Genomic DNA, 17,812 nt, shown 5'->3' on the forward strand with positions numbered 1-17,812 from the left:
TCTTAAAAAAGCTATTCTTTCACATCCAACTATAGAAAGATCTCCTTTTAAAGGCACTGTTTTAACGTAATTACTAATAGAAGAAAGTAAAACAATAAATATACTTGTATCCGCCAATACAAAATAGTTTAACAAAAAGATATCTCAAAAGTTAGAGATGCCGAAGAAGACACCGCTATTAATTTAAAAAGATAAAAAATTAGATTTTTACAAAATTAGAAAACTCGAACTAATTTAGGTCAACGTCATTAAGCCGTAAGTATGATTTAGGCATTGTGCAATGTTATGTTCGCAAGGTTATACCACTTGAAGCAATAGCTGCGACAAACTAGATCCTAATTCCCTGCGTGCATCTACGACTTTTGCTTACTTAATAGTGTTGCTATTTGTGCAAATATCTTGTCAAGGCTGTTAATCGAGAATAAACTTCCAAGCGCGAATCACAACTGAAATAGACTCGCTCTATAGACGGTTTACTTAGTCTAGGCAATTCAATCAAATTGCATTAACTTTCAGGAGAATTTGAGCATGACATTGCAAGGTTAATAAAGCTTTGATTACTCTAGTGAGTTAAATCATGATTTCTCGTAAAAACGGCTATAAATCAAAAGCTAGAATCAAAAAACAAATACTCGCAAGAAAATATAATCAGACTGAGCAGCAACTCAATGCACTTATCAAATTAGAAGAATTAGATGAGCGAATCCAGGCACAACCTTGGATGGTGAGTGAGTTTGAGCAAGTTTTGGAACACGCGATCGCCGCAGCGTATCAATCAACAACGAGTTGCGCATTAGCTCAACATTTCTTACAGCGTTTGCTATATCGTATTAATCGATTAAAGCTGTTTTGGTATGATAATTTACGGCATTACGCAAACGAGCGGTCAATTTACCTGCATTTGTGCCGTGAAAAAATAGAAACGGCTTGGCAACAGTGGGAACTTGCCAACATTGATGTGTTAGAACTGCAAACGCTAGACGTTCAAAAAAGCCTACTCGTGTGGGCTAATAGCGATCGCGACTTGTGTGAAACTGCACAAGCACGCTACCTACAGCAAAAGATGACTGATGCTGAATATTATAAATTGCTGGCGATCGCATCTTTCGAGACGGTGCAAGCAAGAAACAAGGTTTTTCGCACGCTTACGAATGCTGTTAACGAGGTTGAGTCAACGTTAACACAACTCTTGCTCAAAGATTATAGCCGCAGTTACTTCAGCACTCAGCATTCGACATTGTTGGCGCAAATGTTAAATGAGTTACAGCTAGACAGTCTCCCCGAAGCCTACTTCAAGATTATCCCCTATGAAGTGCTTGTATGTGCCAATTACAACTTTCTCCTAACCGACTGCAAGCGTTTGTTTCTCCGCTGCATCGGCGGTTTGGTTTATTCAGAAATTGCTAAATCGACAATGTACAAACATTACTTAGTCGCAGCACAACAACTAGGGCTATCAGCTACCAAGAGTTATTGGGAACAGTACGTTACAGAAGATGAATGCTACAAACACCGGATGCTAGAAGAAGTGGCTTTACCGTTAGTAGAAAAATATCCTGCAAGCGCGTGGGAGTTGCTACTGGGGTATGCGCAACAGAAGCAAATTCACCAGCGTGCGAGTGCGGCGACAATAAAGTTCTGTCGAGAATCCAGCAATGATGTCGTATATTAGGTAACAAAAAAGCTTTTAGCACTTAGTACTAAGCATCTATAGCTCTAGTCAATAGAGTTAGGACATTGTATAAGCTCATAATGATTTCCCTGCGGGGAGTGTAACTCTGACCCCTGCTATAGCTACACAAGACCTCCTGCGTGAATACTGAAATTATCATATTGAGATCTTCACGGAGTTTACCCATGAGTCAAGGGTTTCATTCAGAATGACATTCATAATTTTTTGATTCGTGTAGGAGCTATACAAATGCTTACTAAAGTACGAAAAGTGCTAATCGCTATTTGATCGCCAGTTACCGATTACCAGTGACCTAATATCTAAGCTATTCCTAGTTTTATTAGCCTAATTTTGTTAAAACACAGTATATCAATAAACACAAAACTGCGTAAGGTCGAATTATCACTTTTGGCAGAGTTTATTTAAAGTGGATCTATCAACCATTTAAAAGTAACAAAATTTCGATATTCAATTCTGCTCTCCCGACTTCAGGTGAATCTATGGCTAACAAACAAAATTTTTGGAGTGGACTGCAAAATCAAGTCGATAGTACAAAAATCCGTTATTTCGCGTTGATTACAGGAATTCTTTTTCTACTATTAGGAATAGCGGGCTTTGTGCCAGGGCTTGTTTCGCTACCAGCAGGTGCGCCTAACGTTGCTGTTGATGCACCGAGATTATCTCTTGATAGTGGATACGGCTATGTTCTCGGTTTATTTCCTACCAATTCCTTACACAACGTGGTTCACATTGTTGTAGGGTTATTAGGAATTGCAGCATACACCAGTGCTAGCGGTGCGCTGACATTCACGCGCGGTTATGCGATCGCCTACGCGCTAATCGCGTTGATGGGCTTGTTTCCCTTTTCCAACACAACATTTGGTTTAATGCCTATCTATGGAAATAACGTGTGGTTGAACGGAATTACTGCGGCGATCGCTGCTTATCTTGGATTTAGTAAACCATCCGAGACAAGTGTTTCATCTACCTCTACTAATGTAGATTCTGGTTCATCAACTGTGCAATCCAACAATTAGAATTACTAATCGATGACAGCTTTTATTGCAGCTATCAAGTAACATTAATTACAAACAAAAATAAGTTATCTATCCTTGGGTAGCTGTGATTTAAGAATTCATTGTTTTAAGATTCAAGAGTGAAAAAACACACCCACGGCAAGCAAGAGTGCTTACATCATTGCCTCAGGATAACTGGGGCAATTTCTCTTATTGTAGTTTGCTAAAAACCTTTCAAATGCAAGTTTACGATGTTATTATTATTGGTGCAGGACATAATGCTTTAGTCTGTGCAGCGTATCTATTAAAAGCAGGATACAGCGTTGTTTTATTAGAGAAAAATTCAATTCCAGGAGGCGCAGCAACAACACAAGAAATTATGCCCGAATCGGCTCCTGGTTTTCAATTTAATCCTTGTGCTATTGACCATATTTTTATTCATTTAGGTCCCGTTGTTAGAGAATTAGAACTTTATAAATACGGCTTAGAATATCTATACTGCGACCCGATCGCTTTTTGCCCGCATCCGGATGGTAAGTATTTCCTAGCTCATCGTTCAGTTGAAAAAACTTGTGCTGAAATCGAACAGTTTAGCCCTCGTGATGCTAAACAATATGCAGAATATATCGATTTTTGGCAGCGGGTCACGCAAATGGTTATCCCGATATTTAATGCGCCGCCAAAGTCAATTATCGATATGGCAGGCAATTACGATGCTGGCAAAATCAAAGAGATGTTGTCTTTGATGGGACCTCCCGATCAAACACTAAACTTGATGCGATCGCTCTTTACCAGCGCCAAAGACATCATCGAAGAATATTTTGACGCCGAATTTCTCAAAGCACCGCTAGCCAGAATGGCGGGGGAACTCAGTACACCACCGTCGCAAAAAACGAGTGCGATCGGCTCAATAATGATGGCAATGCGCCACAATCCTGGTGTGAGTCGTCCCAAAGGTGGTACAGGGGCGCTGACTCAAGCTTTAGTTACAGCAGTAAAAGACCTTGGCGGTGACATCTTTACCGATCAACACGTCGAACAAGTCTTAATTGATAATGGACGCGCCGTCGGCGTTCGCGTCGCCAACCAACAAGAATTTCGCGCAAATCGCGGTGTCATTTCGAGTATTGACGCCAAGCGCTTATTTTTGCAACTGATCGACAAAAGTGATGCTGATGCTGCCGATCCGCAGTTGCGTTCTACCATATCGCGTCGCATCGTCCACAACAACGAATCAATTCTGAAAATTGACTGTGCGCTTGCAGAACCGCCGCGCTTTCGCGCGCATCACCACACGGACGACTATTTAGTTGGTTCGGTACTTATTGCAGATTCAGTGAATCACGTCGAAGTTGCACACAGCGACTGTACTGTAGGCAAAATTCCTGATGCCGATCCTTCAATGTATCTAGTTGTTCCTACTGTCCTCGATCCTTCAATGGCACCACCTGGTAAACATACGTTGTGGATCGAGTTTTTCGCCCCGTATCAAATTGCCGGATCAGAAGGTACAGGCTTAGACGGTACAGGTTGGACAGACGAACTTAAACATAAAGTCGCCGATCGCGTTCTTGATAAACTCGCCGACTATACACCCAACTTGAAGAAAGCAACGATCGCCCGACACGTAGAAAGTCCTGCGGAATTGGCAAAGCGTCTCGGAGTCTTAGAAGGAAATTACTATCACCTCGACATGACGTTCGACCAAATGATGTTTTTCCGCCCGATTCCAGAACTTGCTAACTACAAAACTCCCATTGAAGGCTTATTCCTCACAGGTGCAGGTACGCATCCTGGCGGTGCCATTTCTGGTATTCCTGGACGTAATTGCGCGCGTGTCTTTTTGCAGACACAACAACCAATAAGACAAACATTCACCGATGCGGCGGATGCGCTCAAATCAAGAGTCAAATCTTTGTTCAGACTTTCTTGAATTGATCTTAAATAGCTAAATTATCGTTGAGTCGTAGTTCTAGAGCAGATCAGCTGCGACTTGACACTCGGCGATGCTGTTGTGTGCAGAAACCGTCTTAACCGTTAATCAAACGCTCAAAATCCCTTCGGATGTGTTATTGCCCGTCCCCTGCAACAATTACAGTTTATCGCTTTGCGTGCGAGTTACAGCGATCGCAGTCAATTAATACTTTCGTAAGGAAGTGCAATCGGGATGACTGGATTCGAACCAGCGGCCCCTTCGTCCCGAACGAAGTGCGCTACCAAGCTGCGCTACATCCCGTTACTACTTAAAGCATTTATATTCATTAGCTTTAGAGCATTCTAACATACTCATTCGCCCACTGATTTTTTTGTTTTTTGGGTCAGATTTGGGTATGGCGATCAAAGCTTTGAAAGGCACTATAATCGCACGCGCTTCGCGATCGCACGCGCCATAGATAGCATGAACGGGGTAAACAATATTGCTTATCTCTCGGTTTAGCGCACAACAGCATTAATCTCAAAGCAGTGCAAAAGATTGCGACACAAGACTCTCCTCAACTATCTAGTCTAGATAAATGCACGGAAGATGAAATAAAGAATTCGCGAAAAATAGGTGGAATTGCGGATTAATTTGATGTTTTTACTGTTTAACATTGTAGAACTATTTTTTAATGTTTTCGACAATTTTGACATTCCAAATTAATCTAACGTTTTTTTATCGCTTGCCTAGTGAATTTGACAATTGCTTCTAAGCACTTCAATTCTAATTTTTAAAAACGTATCTTCAGCTATTCAAAATTTTAAATTATAAGATAGTCTACTACAGAAATTGGAATGGCAAAAACCTTATTTAATCCTAAACTTTTATCAACACCCCGTACCAGAGAGCGACAAGAATTAACAATACAATTACCTCTAGCCATAGCTGCTGCTTTCGCTGTTACAATTTTAATTTATATATTTTTACTTCCTCTACGTACTTCTTATTTAGGAAATCTCCTTTATAATAGAGGACTAACTCAACCTTTTACTATCTTTTTAGCGTGTATAGTTGCAGCCTTCACAACGCTCAAATTCATTAAACTAAAAAAAGAATTTCTAGCACTTAACCAAGATTGCGTTCCAACACATATTTCATTAGAAGATCCTCAAGCACCACAAGTAGCGAAGCTACAGCAAAATCTAGCTTACACAAAAAGCTTAATTGCTACGCGTTGCAGTCGGGTACTAGCAGTTTATTTACAATCAGGCGATCGCAAAACCGTAACTGAGTTTGCTTTAGACGATTCAACCTTCTACATGGCTGCATTAGAAGCGTCTTATTCAGTTCCGCGAATTCTAGTTTGGGCTATTCCTATCTTAGGATTTATTGGCACAGTTATCGGTATTAGTAATGCTGTTAGTGGTTTCTCTGGATTTTTGTCAGAAGCAGCGGATATTGAACAGATTAAGCAGGGAATAGGAACAGTAACTAATGGGCTTGCTATTGGTTTTGACACAACCTTACTTGCTCTTTGTTTGAGCGTTTTGGTTATGATTCCTTTAGTTTTTGCTGAAAGGCTTGAATCGCGGCTACTGTTGGCAATTGATATTTATATTAACGATAAAGTCTTATCTAAACTCCGCGATACTGCTGCTAATTGGGATGAACGTGCTATTTATAAAACAGTTAAAAATGCACTTCAAGATAGTCTCCCTAGTCCAGAAGCTTTAGTTCAACCAGCACATACATATGCTAAACAAGCAGCGACAGCATTAGCGAAAGGATTTCTGGTTGAAATTGGTAAAGTTCAAGGTGTGAGTACTCAGTTAATAGAAAAAATGGGTGAAGTAAGTCAAGTCGCTCTACAAGATCGACAAGAGTTTCTTACTTTTTTTGAGCAACAACGTCAGATAAGTCATACAACTTTTACAGATTTAATTAGCGAATTTCAAGAGGTAAATTCACAACTATTAACCGAAGTTAAAGCGAGTAATTCAGCAGTAGCTGATAGCTTAACTCAACAAGCTAATCAACTGAGTATGCGTTTGGAGCAAGCAGCGAAAGCCCTTGATAAGCGAATTGCTGCTTTAGAACAATGTGCAACTCAAGTTTCAGAAATAGCTAAACTTCAGCAAAGTTTAGAGCAGACAGTACATTCACTAGAACAAACCGCGCAATTAGAACACGTTCTAGTTGGTGTTAGAGAAAGGTTAACGCAACTAACTCCGATTTTAGAGCAATTAAATCGTCCGCGTCGCATCACTTTAGTAGAGCGGGATGATAGGAGTTTAGACGTTCATGCGTAGTCGCCGAACAATTGAAGTTGAACTCTTTCCGTTTTTATCTGTTTTAGTTTGTGTAATTGGCAGTTTGATTTTACTTATTGTTGTTGTCACGGCACAGATTGCAAGTAATCAACGCCAGGTTACAATTGTTGCCCGCGAGGATGGACAAAATCAAGCTAAAGTTCCGCGATACATAGAGTGTCGCAGTGATGGCATTATTATTCATCCTGAGCAGAGTTTTGTTAGTAGAGAAGAAATTAATCATGCTCATTCAGCATTGCAAAACTTATTAGCAGAAGTCAGTCTCAACAAAGATAAAGAGTATTTAATCGTAGCAGTTCGTCCTGATGGTATTGATGTTTTTCAGGAAGTACGCGCTCTTGTTGAGCAGCAAAATATTGATATTGGGTTTGAGCCAATCGACGCAGGTTGGCAACTCAAAGTCCAAGATGCTGCAACACGGAGGATAAAGTGAGAAGACGAACTTATAAACAGTCAATTCCTACACAAAATTTAGATTCTTTTTTAGATATTCTCACTAATACTGTTGGCGTGTTGATGTTTGTGGGGTTGTTTGTCAGCGTAGTTGCTGTGCAATCTGCTACTATTGTTCGCACTCCTTTAGTTTCAGATTCGGATAAATCTCCGCAGTTTTTTGAGGTACGAGGCAACAAAGTTATACCTCTCGACCACGCTACAGTTAATCGTGAGTTTACAGATTTTAGTAACTCGTTACCTTCGTGTAACGAACCAGAATTACCGCTAGATTTAGATATTTACAGCTATCAATATTATCAACAACAACTACAAGAGTATCGCAATTGCCTTGCCCACAAAATAGCTCAAGTAAAGAATTTTAGAGTACAAACTTCACATTACCAGGTGCGTATTAATCTAAATTCTTCCTTAGGATTAATCTATGAACCCTTAAGTAATGAAAGCGGTGAATCTATTCAAGAATTGGCGCAAGTGAGTTCAGAATTTCACAGTCTTCTGAAAACATGGAATCCCCAAACTGATTATTTAGCATTTATTGTACGACCTGACAGCTTTGCGGCGTTTCGTCGCGCTCGCGAGATTGCTTGGCAAAAAGGCTTTGACGTAGGTTGGGAACCAATGCAGCAGGATGTACCTATTGAGTTTAGTTCGCAGGGACGAGCAGTAGGCGTGCAGTAAACATGATAGCAATAACTTATTGCAACTGTCGCTGAATCCGGTTGCTCAAAGTGCTGTGTTTTGATGCTAAACGCGCTTTACCCGCCGCCGCCCATTCTTGGAGAAACTCAATTTGTTCTTGCGCGGTGCGTGCTAGCGGAATAATTTGGCTAGCAGCTTCTAGAATATCGTCTGTTGTAAAGTCGCGGTTTTGACTAAAGCCAATATGCATTGCTTCGATCAGCGTTTGCTCAATTTCTGCACCAGAAAAGTCGGGTGTTTCGTAAGCTAAGCGTTCGATGTCGTAATTTTTAATGTTGTGAGGGCGCAGTCGCGATAAATGAACGGTAAAAATTGCTTTGCGTTCTTCTTGAGTTGGTAAACCGACAAAGAAAATTTCATCAAAACGTCCTTTGCGGAGCATTTCGGGTGGCAGCGATTGAATATCATTAGCGGTAGCGACAACAAACACTGGCGATGTTTTTTCCGCAAGCCAGGTGATGAATGTCCCAAATACGCGGCTCGTCGTACCAGCGTCGCCTTTCCCACCAATACCTGCAAACGCTTTATCAATTTCATCAATCCACAAAATACAGGGCGATAGGGCTTCTGCAACTTGAATCATTTGTCGCGTGCGCGATTCCGATTCACCGACTAAGCCGCCAAACAAACGTCCAACGTCTAACCGTAGCAGCGGTAAATGCCAGTGATGCGCGATCGCTTTGGCGGTAAGCGACTTTCCTGTTCCTTGAATTCCCACTAATAATAAGCCGCGTGGGTGCGGTAAGCCATAAGTTCTCGCGCGTTCGGTAAATGCTCCACCCCGCCGTAACAACCAGTCTTTAAGATTATCTAATCCTCCTATATCTGAAATTTTTTCAGTAGCAGGGTAAAAGTCGAGAATTTGAGTTTGCCGAATCGTTTGTCGCTTTTCTTGCAATACAAGTTCGACATCTTCCGGCTGAATTTGCCCATGCGTGGCGATCGCCCGTGCTAGAACGCGCCGAATGCGTTCCATCGATAGCCCTTGACACGAACGCACTAATTCATCAAGTACTTTCCCAGTGAGTGATTGTCCTGTGGCTGCGAACAACCGCTCGATTTCTGCTTTAATTTCGGGTGCTGCGGGTAGCGGAAACTCTAAAACAGTTAAAACTTCGCTTAAATCTTCAGGGATCGCTACTTTTGGCGATAGGATGACAATGTTCTTAGGTTGAGACTTCAACAGTTTTGCTAAATTACGCAGCTTCCGGCAAATCGACACATCTTCTAAAAAGCGATGGAAGTCGCGCAAAATAAATACCGCAGGTGCTGATACGGGGAGTTTTTCAACTAACTCCAATGCCTGTAGCGGGTTACGACGACCAAAACCTGCATCATTGGGATTCGCGGTGTATCCATCTACAAAGTCCCAAATATAAATCGCCCGATTGCCTTGACGCTGTGCTACTTCCCGAACTGCTAGTTCGACACGTTCTTCTTCAAAGGTGGGAATATAAATCAAAGAGTAACGGGCGCGCAGTAGCAGTTCAAACTCATCGTGGAAGCTCATGGCAGTGATGGGGGCTAGGGGCTAATGAAAATTCGTTGACATTTTAATGTTAAAGGTCTTTCTTTAGAGCTTGCAGCGAAGCCCAGCGTTTGTCAATAAGTGCTGTTGAATTCTCATTACTCTCCGGCTGAATTCCTGAGCATTTCGCGTCGCATAATTGCCTTTGCGGCAGTTCTAGACACAACTGCTCGTAAAGCCATTGATTAGGCTCGAAGAAACCGCGGGGTGGCAATGTTTCTACCAAGTCTTCCACGGCGATTTCTCGCTCGACTAAAAGTATATCTGTTTGTTCGGCAGCTTCGTCTAACCAGATAATTTCTGAAGTATCAACAACTAAACGATAGTTGTATTGTTGCAAGCAGCGATGGCACGTTAGCGTGATGATGGTTTCAGCAGTAGCAGACACTTCTAAGTAGTTGCCACAATGCTTTACTTTAAGCCAACCCCGAACGGGTGTCAGGGTTTCTAAATCTGGCAAAAACTCCTGAACTTGGATTGTCTCAGTTTTCTCTGGCGCTTTCAGTAGCTGTGGAATATAAATAGTTTCCATCATAATTTTGCGCCACCCCTTCAAACAAATAGTATTTCCAGCACAGCGTTAGTACTCAAATAACAGTCTAGCTGTTATTACAGGGATCAGAGGCATGTTACTTTTTCAGATTTATATGAAATGGGCGCAACTGCGCCCATGCTATTTTTATTGCAGCTGGCGCACTACTAAATGTCGGTGTGGCTCCTTACCTTTACTAAAGGTTTCTAAATCTGGAAAAGTCTTTAAGAAGGTATGAACTTGACGGCGCTCTGCTGATGATAGCGATTTGATTTCGACTTCTTGCCCTGAAGCGCGGACTTGTTCAGCAGCTGCTTGGGCGATCGCTTGCACTTCTGCTTGACGACGTACGCGATAACCGTTTAACTCTACCGTGTATGACGCTTGGTCAGTTGGTGACTGATTCAAGTTCAGCGTCGCATTTGCCAAGTATTGAATTGCATCCAGCACGCTACCTTCTGAGCCAATCAAAATGTCTATCTGTTCTGGAGTGAGTTTGGTAGCATCAATCGTCAACCAATAGTTGTCTGGCTCTTTCTTACCTTCGATTTGAGTTGCTTCTAAGTGAGCCTCCACACTCGGAGACACACCCATCAGCTGAAGCAGCTTTTCCAGCCACACTCGACCCCGCTGCATGCGTGTATCCTCGGTCATACTTACCCTGAAGCTTTTTTCTTAGAACGTCCTGGTTCAAAAGGAAGTGTTTCACGTCCTTTAGCGTCTGATTCTTTTTTTTCAGATGCTGCTACAATCTTTTGCAGGTTTTCCGGCAGAGGTTCGCGGGAAACAATAAACGTCTGCAACGTTTGGAAGATGTTTGCAATGAGCATATACATCAAGACTCCCGCAGGTAGAGGGAAAAACAAAAACATCCCCGAAAAAATGACCGGAGTGATTTTGTTAACTGTATCCTGTTGTGGATTACCTGAGGCACCTTGACCAGAAAGCACTTGGTTGAGGTACAAGCTTAAACCAAAGCCAATCACCATCGCCACAATGTCCCAGTGGATTGTGCCATCAGCATCAAAAGCCCCTACCCGACCCAATGCGTCGATGAACAAAAACCCCTTATCAGCAGCAATTCCTGGAATTGTTCCTTGAATCGTCGCATCGCCTGGTTGTAGTGCTGTTATATTGCCTGCTTCGTCGATTTGTACCCGCTCTTGACCTTTTGTAATCTTCCAGTGGGGTGTAATATTAGACTCTGGATGTTGAGCAACCAACTCTTGAAGTGGCTTACCTTCCACAGTTTGAAATTCAACTTTTGTTTTTTCACCAACAGCTAAACTCGTACCGCTAGGAAGAATCGCACTAATGCGGTAATGCTCTCCATCTGCTATGTAAATGTTTTGCGGTGAAGTCGCAAAGGCTTTTGGTTGAATCCGTTCGATTTGTTCCTGAGGCAGAATTTGCAGGTTGACAGTATAGTTGACATCCGAAAACGGCGAACCGCGTAACGTGGCGAATAAGGCAAATAATACTGGCATTTGCAGCAGCACGGGTAAACACCCGGACAGCGGATTACCAAATTCTTTGTATACCGCACTCATTTCTTCCTGCAACTTGGCAGGATTGTCTTTGTGGCGCTCCTGAATTTCTTTTACCCGCTTTTGCATGAGCGGCTGCGTGATTCGCGTGCGCCGCATATTACGAATCGAGCCAGCACTAAGAGGGTAGAGTGCAAAGCGAATGACGAGTGTTAACGCCACGATCGCTAATCCATAGCTTGGCACGATCCCGTAGAAGAAATCTAGGATCGGCAGCATTACGTTGTTAGAAAGAAACCCGATACCAAAATCCATTGGCGTTAAGTCAACCTGAACTACTCTAATTTGTCTGAATCTAATGTATCCGAACTAAGGGTCAGGCGTTGGGATGAGAGAACGAAGCATCGATTTTCCCGATCAATAATACCGATCTGTTGTAGCAGGGGTCGGGGGTCAGGGATAAAAGCTACCTACTGGTGGTCGTTTGCGTTGCGTGCGGAGGTCTCTTCCGTCGAGCAAACTTTACAAGTCAATAGTTCTAAGCTTTTATGATGTCTTGATCAATCCTTCGATTGCTATATCGTTCTATTTATCAAGCATGATAACAGGCATGGGCTCTCGCTTTAAGAGCCAAGCTCCAGACCTGACCTTGGTGAATCGAGTTCAGACTAAGCTGCACCTACTTTCTTAGCAGCCACTTGCTCGTTGATATAGTCGTAAATTTCGCGAAACTTGGGCACTGCCCGTAATTCCAAACGACTACCATCTCTGAGCGTCAGTACCATATCTCCCCACAAGCCGACACCTCTAGGAACTTTCACAATTTTAACTATTTCCGCATAGATCACGTCGGTGCGATCGCGTCCTTGCCAACCTCCTGTTACTGAAATACGACGATTCGTAATGCGATAGCGCAGCCACAAGGCGCGTACAATCGCTCCAATGGTCAACGGTAGACCAATTATTGTTAGTCCAATAAGTAGATTAATAATGAGATCTCCAATATGCGGTCCGCCTTCAAAAAATACGTCCTCACGAATGCCCATCTATCACCTCAGCTTCGGTCAACAACTGCTCTAATTCTTGCAGAAATTGATCGTAATCGCACTGAGCTTGTACCGCTGACGGATGTACAATTACCACCAGTAACCATCCGGGCGCGATGCGCGGCAATAAATTACGGCAAGCTGCTCGAATCTGACGCTTGATTCGATTGCGAATCACAGCGCGTTTACTAACTTTTGTGCTTACTGAAATTCCAAAACGCGTTGGGACTTCTGCTAACTCAGATTGTTGCAGATCTTGACTAGCCGGGTTTACGCTATACTGGGCTTTCCGCTGTAAGGCTCTCAACGTTATGTGCGAACCGCTACGGCGGATTCCTTCTCGAAATACTGCTCGAAAATCATGCCGACTTTGCAGTCGATTTGCTTTACGTAAAGCCACGCGTAGTCGATCTCGAACGTATCAACGTTAGATTTTTGCAATTTGTACTCAACTAAACCGCTAACCGATGACGTCCTTTTTTTCTACGGGCTTTTATAACATTTTGTCCATCTGGAGTCCGCATCCGAGCACGGAAGCCAGAGGTTCTTTTTCGCTTGCGGTTTGTCCCTTCTAAAGTGCGCTTCATAATTCTTCCTTGCTTAGCTGTTTATGAAAAAGTCACAATCTCTTATTGTATCACCAAATATCGCCAACTATGTAACCCCAGCCGCGAGGAAGATACAGTACATTCGGCACTCCTGACCTCTGACCCCTGAGTCCTTCTTATGTGATACTCAGAATCCACGTACCTACATAGCGCAGCAGTGGCACATCCCCAGGCGTTTGAACCTGGCAGTTAAAATAGTACATCCCGCCAAATGTGGGATTTCTCACATTAGAAAAGACAATTTCAGTACGCGTATTAGCGGGCACAGGTTCCACAGGAAAGATTTCCACAACGCGGTTTTCTTGATCCCATCGCACTTCTTGTAGTGGTATGCTCTTTCCTCTAACACGAACTTCGATTCTGTCAGTGTCAAACCTACCTTTATAGTTTTCAGGATAGGAAACTGTAAATTGAGCAACAGCCACATTCAGTCTATTGCCTGGAATACGCAAACGGTAGCGATCCCAGCCGTTAGCTTTTCCGCCAAAATCTAAGCGAAAAGGCAACTGGTTTTCGCGTCTGACGCCGCTAAATATTGTAAATCCAGGCAAGGACTGGGCAAGCGAAACAACAGGAAACCCAACAATTAAACAACTAGTAACGGCTAAAGCAGAAATTACACGACGCATAGATACTTTTGTGGCTACCATCGGTTTGATACCTAAATAGTAGGTGTTTTTACTAAACTTTACCAGAAAGGGGCGAAGGCAAAAAAACCAGAATTTCATCCTGTGAATCAGGTCTAATACTCCAGCAGGAACAGCATGGAGAAGAAGCAGTCCGACACGCAAAGCATTACGATTCAATTTAGCAAATGCGTGTTACAACGTTTCCTTCCCCCTCGCTTCATCGCTCGCTCCCATAATGTTGGACTGGCTGTAGTCGAAAAAAGTGCCAATGCTTTGCAATTTTTTATTGCGGGTGTTCCTGCTGAAAAGTAGCAAGAACAAGCGAAGTCGAAATTATTTTATTGCCGAACTCGCAGTTATTTATTGATAAATGTGTACCAGTGTGTCTATATTTTTGATTTTCGTTATAAAAATTGAAACATTTTGCCACACAAATGCCGATCGGATACGCTAAATTCATCAAGACTCCCAATTTGTTCAAGAAAATCTTGATGACTCAGCATTATAGTTACAAAAAGTAACAGAGAAAATGCTTTGGCAGCTCAATTTATAAAAGAAGCTAAAGATTGGAATTTGACACTTGGGGATCGCAATAAGATGGGCAAAGTTAAGTACAAGTTAAGTTTTGAAAAATATTAAATTGCAATTGCCAAACCGATAAAACCTCCACGTAGTTGCAAAGTAGAAACACCACCTCTACTTTGCAATGTCTAATTTAAACACTCGCGGGGAGGTTTTCCTTTGGCTGGAGGAGCTAGCAAAAAGCGTATTTTGAGTTGCTTATTTGAGAGATGGTCAGGAAGGAGATTGCATGAAATTAGCAGTTGCAAAAGAAATTGAAGTTGGCGAGCGTCGCGTTGCTTTAGTACCGGATACTGTCACCCGATTGCTGAAAAAAGGAATTGAAGTATGGGTAGAAGCAGGTGCAGGCGAAAGCTCGTTTTTTACTGATGCAGATTACGAAACCGCAGGTGCCAAAATTATTCACGACACCGATACTTTGTGGCGAGAAGCTGATATTCTCCTCAAAGTAGGAATACCTAAAGAGCGCGAAGACGGACGCTTAGAAATAGATTTATTGCGTGAAGGCGCAGTTTTAGTTAGCTTCCTAAATCCGTTAGGAGAACCGGCGATCGCTCAGCGTTTGGCACAAAAACAAATTACCGCGCTGAGTATGGAAATGATCCCGCGCACAACTAGAGCGCAAAGCATGGATGCGCTATCATCACAGGCATCGATTGCGGGATACAAAGCCGTGTTAATTGCTGCAGCAGCACTGCCAAAATATTTTCCGATGCTGACAACAGCGGCAGGTACCATCGCACCAGCTAAAGTATTTATCATGGGTGCGGGGGTTGCAGGGTTACAAGCGATCGCCACCGCCAGACGCTTGGGCGCTGTAGTAGAAGCTTTTGATATTCGCCCTGCTGTCAAAGAAGAAGTTCAAAGCTTAGGCGCTAAATTTGTTGAAGTACAACTTAACGAAGACACCGTTGCCGATGGTGGATACGCCAAAGAAGTCTCAGAAGCCGCCAAGCAGCGTACGCAAGAAGTTGTCGCCGAACACGTCAAGCAATCGGACGTCGTGATTACAACCGCACAAGTCCCTGGCAAAAAAGCGCCGCTACTCGTGACAGAAGAGATGGTAGCTCAAATGAAGCCAGGTTCAGTAATTGTCGATCTGGCAGCTGAACAAGGTGGAAACTGTGCGTGTACAGAACCAGGTAAAGACGTGCAACGCAATGGCGTGACAATTATTGGTCCTATCAATCTACCTTCATCGATGCCTGTTCACGCCAGTCAGCTGTATTCTAAAAACCTGTTTTCGCTCGTGCAACTGCTGATCAAAGATGGCAATCTAGAGGTAAATTTTGCAGACGATATTATCAACGCTGCTTGCATTACACACGCGGGTGAAATTCGCAATCAACGCGTAAAAGAAGCTTTGGCAACGTTGAGTAGTGCCACAGCTGGGTAAGTGGTGACAGGTAATCAAGGCAATTACCAATTACCAATCAGGAGATTTTTCAATGACAGAAGCATTACTTGCTGCTTTATTTGTATTTGTTTTGGCATCTTTTACGGGATTTGAAGTTATTAATAAAGTCCCGCCAACGCTACATACGCCTTTGATGTCTGGCGCGAATGCGATTTCAGGCATTGCAGTCATTGGCGCGATTCTAGTTGCAGGTGCTAATGAGGGAAGCGTATCGGTCATTTTAGGCTTAATCGCCGTCGTGCTAGCAACCATCAACGTCGTCGGCGGTTTTCTCGTAACAGATCGGATGTTGCAAATGTTTAAGAAAAAAGAGGTGAAAGCGTGAGTGACTTTCTACCAACAGGAATTCAGTTAAGTTATTTAGTCGCGGCTTCTTTATTTATCATCGGTTTAAAAAAATTAGGCTCGCCTGCTACCGCACGTCAAGGCAATTTCTTAGCCGCCGTTGGGATGTTGCTTGCTGTTGTGGCAACGCTGCTCGATCGGCAGGTACTAAGCTATGAAATGATTTTAGTCGGCTTGGCAGTTGGTTCATTAATTGGGGCGATCGCCGCACAAAAAGTCGCGATGACGGCAATGCCACAAATGGTAGGCTTGTTAAACGGACTTGGTGGGGCGGCTTCTGCGCTTGTTGCTGTCGCTGAGTTTTGGCGATTGATGGGAACGTCGCAAGCTATTCCCCTCGATGCCAATATATCGATGCTGTTGGATGTATTCATCGGTGGTGTCACGTTTACCGGTAGTACGATCGCCTTTGCCAAATTGCAAGGTTTAATCAGCGGCTCGCCTATAACATTTCCCTTACAGCAACCACTCAATGCCTTACTTTTAGTTGGTTTTGTTGTTGGTAGCGGATATTTATTAGTTTCTCCGGAAAATTTACCCATATTCTTAGCAGTATCAGGTATTTCCCTACTCCTTGGCGTATTATTCGTTCTACCAATCGGTGGTGGCGATATGCCAGTTGTGATTTCGCTGTTGAACTCGTTATCCGGTTTAGCAGCAAGTGCTGCTGGTTTTGTCGTGATGAACAATATGCTGATCATCGCGGGTGCTTTAGTCGGTGCATCAGGGCTGATTTTGACGCAGATCATGTGCAAGGCAATGAACCGCTCGCTGGGAAGCGTCTTGTTTGGCTCGTTTGGTAAGGCAGGAGCCTCCGGTGGTAGTAGTACGCAAGAGAAAACTGTCCGCAGCATCGATCCTGAAGAAGGCGCAATGATGTTGGGTTATGCGCGATCGGTGGTGATCGTTCCTGGTTACGGTATGGCAGTTGCGCAAGCACAGCACAGCGTTCGTGAATTGGCAGATCAACTCGAAAAAATGGGGGTTGATGTTAAGTATGCGATTCACCCCGTTGCTGGAAGAATGCCAGGGCATATGAATGTGTTACTTGCCGAAGCGAATGTACCGTATCCGCAGCTGTACGACATGGATGATATCAATCCTCAATTTGAGCAAACCGATGTTGCGTTGGTCATTGGGGCAAACGATGTCGTCAATCCCGCAGCGCGTAGCGACTCCTCTAGCCCAATTTATGGAATGCCCATTTTAGAAGTCGATCGCGCTAAGCACACAATTGTGATTAAGCGGGGAATGAGTACCGGCTTTGCTGGGGTGGATAACGATCTGTTTTACAAAGATAAAACGATGATGCTCTTTGGTAGTGCGAAAGATGTCGTCTCGAAGTTAGTTTCTGAAGTGAAGCAGCTATAAACTATCCTAATCACAACTCATAAATTTATGAGCTTGCTTTAAGAGATCAATCCTCTTGAGGCAAGTTTTTTTATGTATAGCAATGCAAAGCTCAAACCTCTGAACCTTACTACAAAAGCCACTGATATATCAATCAAAGTTAAGTCAACTTTAACACTACCTTGACGAGCAGTTAA

General features: G+C 43.1%; 19 protein-coding genes and 1 tRNA gene. 11 read left to right on the forward strand and 9 right to left on the reverse strand.

From position 1 onward, the window contains the following. Window positions 1-577 precede the first annotated feature (577 nt). The 4 genes from B1A85_RS00370 (at window position 578) to B1A85_RS25465 (ending at window position 4,829) form a co-directional block, all read left to right on the forward strand. A complete protein-coding gene (locus B1A85_RS00370) occupies window positions 578-1,672 on the forward strand; it encodes an iron-containing redox enzyme family protein (protein WP_104544971.1) in 1,095 nt (364 codons plus the stop codon). A 500-nt stretch (window positions 1,673-2,172) separates the two neighbouring features. Further along, window positions 2,173-2,709, forward strand: a complete 537-nt coding sequence (locus tag B1A85_RS00375) for a DUF4383 domain-containing protein (RefSeq protein WP_104544972.1) — start codon at window positions 2,173-2,175, stop codon at window positions 2,707-2,709. Window positions 2,710-2,926: 217 nt separating this feature from the next. Further along, on the forward strand, window positions 2,927-4,621 hold the full coding sequence (crtO, locus tag B1A85_RS00380; protein ID WP_104544973.1) for a beta-carotene ketolase CrtO: 1,695 nt from the start codon (window positions 2,927-2,929) through the stop codon (window positions 4,619-4,621). 73 nt (window positions 4,622-4,694) lie between these two features. Further along, window positions 4,695-4,829: a hypothetical protein gene (locus B1A85_RS25465; protein WP_256387424.1), complete on the forward strand. Its 135-nt coding sequence runs from the start codon at window positions 4,695-4,697 to the stop codon at window positions 4,827-4,829. A 21-nt stretch (window positions 4,830-4,850) separates the two neighbouring features. Here the strand turns inward: B1A85_RS25465 and B1A85_RS00385 are convergent. Further along, window positions 4,851-4,924 (reverse strand) — tRNA-Pro (locus B1A85_RS00385). A gap of 536 nt (window positions 4,925-5,460) precedes the next feature. Between B1A85_RS00385 and B1A85_RS00390 the strand changes: the two genes are divergently transcribed. From B1A85_RS00390 to B1A85_RS00400, 3 genes are read left to right on the forward strand one after another with little or no spacing between them, the layout of a single operon-like run. Beyond that, on the forward strand, window positions 5,461-6,915 hold the full coding sequence (locus B1A85_RS00390) for a MotA/TolQ/ExbB proton channel family protein (RefSeq protein WP_104544974.1): 1,455 nt from the start codon (window positions 5,461-5,463) through the stop codon (window positions 6,913-6,915). Further along, window positions 6,908-7,369, forward strand: coding sequence for a hypothetical protein (locus B1A85_RS00395; protein WP_104544975.1), 462 nt, complete (start codon window positions 6,908-6,910; stop codon window positions 7,367-7,369). The genes B1A85_RS00390 and B1A85_RS00395 overlap by 8 nt, the downstream gene beginning before the upstream one ends. After that, on the forward strand, window positions 7,366-8,070 hold the full coding sequence (locus B1A85_RS00400) for a hypothetical protein (RefSeq protein ID WP_104544976.1): 705 nt from the start codon (window positions 7,366-7,368) through the stop codon (window positions 8,068-8,070). The genes B1A85_RS00395 and B1A85_RS00400 overlap by 4 nt, the downstream gene beginning before the upstream one ends. A gap of 16 nt (window positions 8,071-8,086) precedes the next feature. Here B1A85_RS00400 and B1A85_RS00405 read toward each other — a convergent pair whose 3' ends face one another. The 8 genes from B1A85_RS00405 to B1A85_RS00440 all read right to left on the reverse strand — a co-directional run bounded on the left by B1A85_RS00405 (window position 8,087) and on the right by B1A85_RS00440 (window position 13,921). Continuing rightward, window positions 8,087-9,601 carry an AAA family ATPase gene (locus B1A85_RS00405; protein WP_104544977.1) on the reverse strand — a complete coding sequence of 505 codons (1,515 nt, stop codon included), beginning with the start codon at window positions 9,599-9,601 and terminating at the stop codon, window positions 8,087-8,089. 49 nt (window positions 9,602-9,650) lie between these two features. Beyond that, window positions 9,651-10,151 (reverse strand): DUF177 domain-containing protein, encoded by a 501-nt coding sequence (locus B1A85_RS00410; protein ID WP_104544978.1) that lies wholly within the window; start codon window positions 10,149-10,151, stop codon window positions 9,651-9,653. Between the two features lie 147 nt (window positions 10,152-10,298). Then, window positions 10,299-10,805, reverse strand: a complete 507-nt coding sequence (locus B1A85_RS00415) for a R3H domain-containing nucleic acid-binding protein (protein ID WP_104544979.1) — start codon at window positions 10,803-10,805, stop codon at window positions 10,299-10,301. Between the two features lie 2 nt (window positions 10,806-10,807). Beyond that, window positions 10,808-11,953: a membrane protein insertase YidC gene (gene yidC / locus B1A85_RS00420; RefSeq protein ID WP_104544980.1), complete on the reverse strand. Its 1,146-nt coding sequence runs from the start codon at window positions 11,951-11,953 to the stop codon at window positions 10,808-10,810. Between the two features lie 353 nt (window positions 11,954-12,306). After that, on the reverse strand, window positions 12,307-12,684 hold the full coding sequence (locus tag B1A85_RS00425; RefSeq protein ID WP_104544981.1) for a PH domain-containing protein: 378 nt from the start codon (window positions 12,682-12,684) through the stop codon (window positions 12,307-12,309). Next, complete coding sequence (gene rnpA, locus B1A85_RS00430) at window positions 12,671-13,084, reverse strand: ribonuclease P protein component (protein WP_104544982.1); 414 nt, start codon at window positions 13,082-13,084, stop codon at window positions 12,671-12,673. Before rnpA ends, B1A85_RS00425 begins: the two co-directional genes overlap by 14 nt. Window positions 13,085-13,136: 52 nt before the next feature. Continuing rightward, window positions 13,137-13,274: a 50S ribosomal protein L34 gene (gene rpmH / locus B1A85_RS00435; RefSeq protein ID WP_210404230.1), complete on the reverse strand. Its 138-nt coding sequence runs from the start codon at window positions 13,272-13,274 to the stop codon at window positions 13,137-13,139. Window positions 13,275-13,408: 134 nt separating this feature from the next. Continuing rightward, window positions 13,409-13,921: a DUF2808 domain-containing protein gene (locus B1A85_RS00440; RefSeq protein ID WP_104546254.1), complete on the reverse strand. Its 513-nt coding sequence runs from the start codon at window positions 13,919-13,921 to the stop codon at window positions 13,409-13,411. 135 nt (window positions 13,922-14,056) lie between these two features. Here B1A85_RS00440 and B1A85_RS23775 point away from each other — a divergent pair, with 135 nt between their 5' ends. From B1A85_RS23775 to B1A85_RS00455, 4 genes are all read left to right on the forward strand, one after another. After that, on the forward strand, window positions 14,057-14,233 hold the full coding sequence (locus tag B1A85_RS23775; RefSeq protein ID WP_168192322.1) for a hypothetical protein: 177 nt from the start codon (window positions 14,057-14,059) through the stop codon (window positions 14,231-14,233). A 499-nt stretch (window positions 14,234-14,732) separates the two neighbouring features. After that, window positions 14,733-15,899 (forward strand): Re/Si-specific NAD(P)(+) transhydrogenase subunit alpha, encoded by a 1,167-nt coding sequence (locus tag B1A85_RS00445; protein WP_104544984.1) that lies wholly within the window; start codon window positions 14,733-14,735, stop codon window positions 15,897-15,899. Between the two features lie 52 nt (window positions 15,900-15,951). Next, complete coding sequence (locus B1A85_RS00450) at window positions 15,952-16,245, forward strand: NAD(P) transhydrogenase subunit alpha (RefSeq protein ID WP_104544985.1); 294 nt, start codon at window positions 15,952-15,954, stop codon at window positions 16,243-16,245. After that, window positions 16,242-17,636 carry an NAD(P)(+) transhydrogenase (Re/Si-specific) subunit beta gene (locus B1A85_RS00455; RefSeq protein WP_104544986.1) on the forward strand — a complete coding sequence of 465 codons (1,395 nt, stop codon included), beginning with the start codon at window positions 16,242-16,244 and terminating at the stop codon, window positions 17,634-17,636. Before B1A85_RS00450 ends, B1A85_RS00455 begins: the two co-directional genes overlap by 4 nt. Window positions 17,637-17,812: the final 176 nt, after the last annotated feature.

The organism is Chroococcidiopsis sp. TS-821, assembly GCF_002939305.1.
Taxonomy (GTDB): Bacteria; Cyanobacteriota; Cyanobacteriia; order Cyanobacteriales; family Chroococcidiopsidaceae; genus Chroogloeocystis.

Excerpts from the sequence above, each read along its gene's own strand:
- B1A85_RS00370 (WP_104544971.1), top strand. The coding sequence starts at position 578 with ATGATTTCTCGTAAAAACGGCTATAAATCAAAAGCTAGAATCAAAAAA.
- B1A85_RS00375 (WP_104544972.1), top strand. The coding sequence starts at position 2,173 with ATGGCTAACAAACAAAATTTTTGGAGTGGACTGCAAAATCAAGTCGAT.
- crtO (WP_104544973.1), top strand. The coding sequence starts at position 2,927 with ATGCAAGTTTACGATGTTATTATTATTGGTGCAGGACATAATGCTTTA.
- B1A85_RS25465 (WP_256387424.1), top strand. The coding sequence starts at position 4,695 with ATGCTGTTGTGTGCAGAAACCGTCTTAACCGTTAATCAAACGCTCAAA.
- B1A85_RS00390 (WP_104544974.1), top strand. The coding sequence starts at position 5,461 with ATGGCAAAAACCTTATTTAATCCTAAACTTTTATCAACACCCCGTACC.
- B1A85_RS00395 (WP_104544975.1), top strand. The coding sequence starts at position 6,908 with ATGCGTAGTCGCCGAACAATTGAAGTTGAACTCTTTCCGTTTTTATCT.
- B1A85_RS00405 (WP_104544977.1), bottom strand. The coding sequence starts at position 9,601 with ATGAGCTTCCACGATGAGTTTGAACTGCTACTGCGCGCCCGTTACTCT.
- B1A85_RS00410 (WP_104544978.1), bottom strand. The coding sequence starts at position 10,151 with ATGGAAACTATTTATATTCCACAGCTACTGAAAGCGCCAGAGAAAACT.
- B1A85_RS00415 (WP_104544979.1), bottom strand. The coding sequence starts at position 10,805 with ATGACCGAGGATACACGCATGCAGCGGGGTCGAGTGTGGCTGGAAAAG.
- yidC (WP_104544980.1), bottom strand. The coding sequence starts at position 11,953 with ATGGATTTTGGTATCGGGTTTCTTTCTAACAACGTAATGCTGCCGATC.
- B1A85_RS00425 (WP_104544981.1), bottom strand. The coding sequence starts at position 12,684 with ATGGGCATTCGTGAGGACGTATTTTTTGAAGGCGGACCGCATATTGGA.
- B1A85_RS00440 (WP_104546254.1), bottom strand. The coding sequence starts at position 13,921 with ATGCGTCGTGTAATTTCTGCTTTAGCCGTTACTAGTTGTTTAATTGTT.
- B1A85_RS23775 (WP_168192322.1), top strand. The coding sequence starts at position 14,057 with ATGGAGAAGAAGCAGTCCGACACGCAAAGCATTACGATTCAATTTAGC.
- B1A85_RS00445 (WP_104544984.1), top strand. The coding sequence starts at position 14,733 with ATGAAATTAGCAGTTGCAAAAGAAATTGAAGTTGGCGAGCGTCGCGTT.
- B1A85_RS00450 (WP_104544985.1), top strand. The coding sequence starts at position 15,952 with ATGACAGAAGCATTACTTGCTGCTTTATTTGTATTTGTTTTGGCATCT.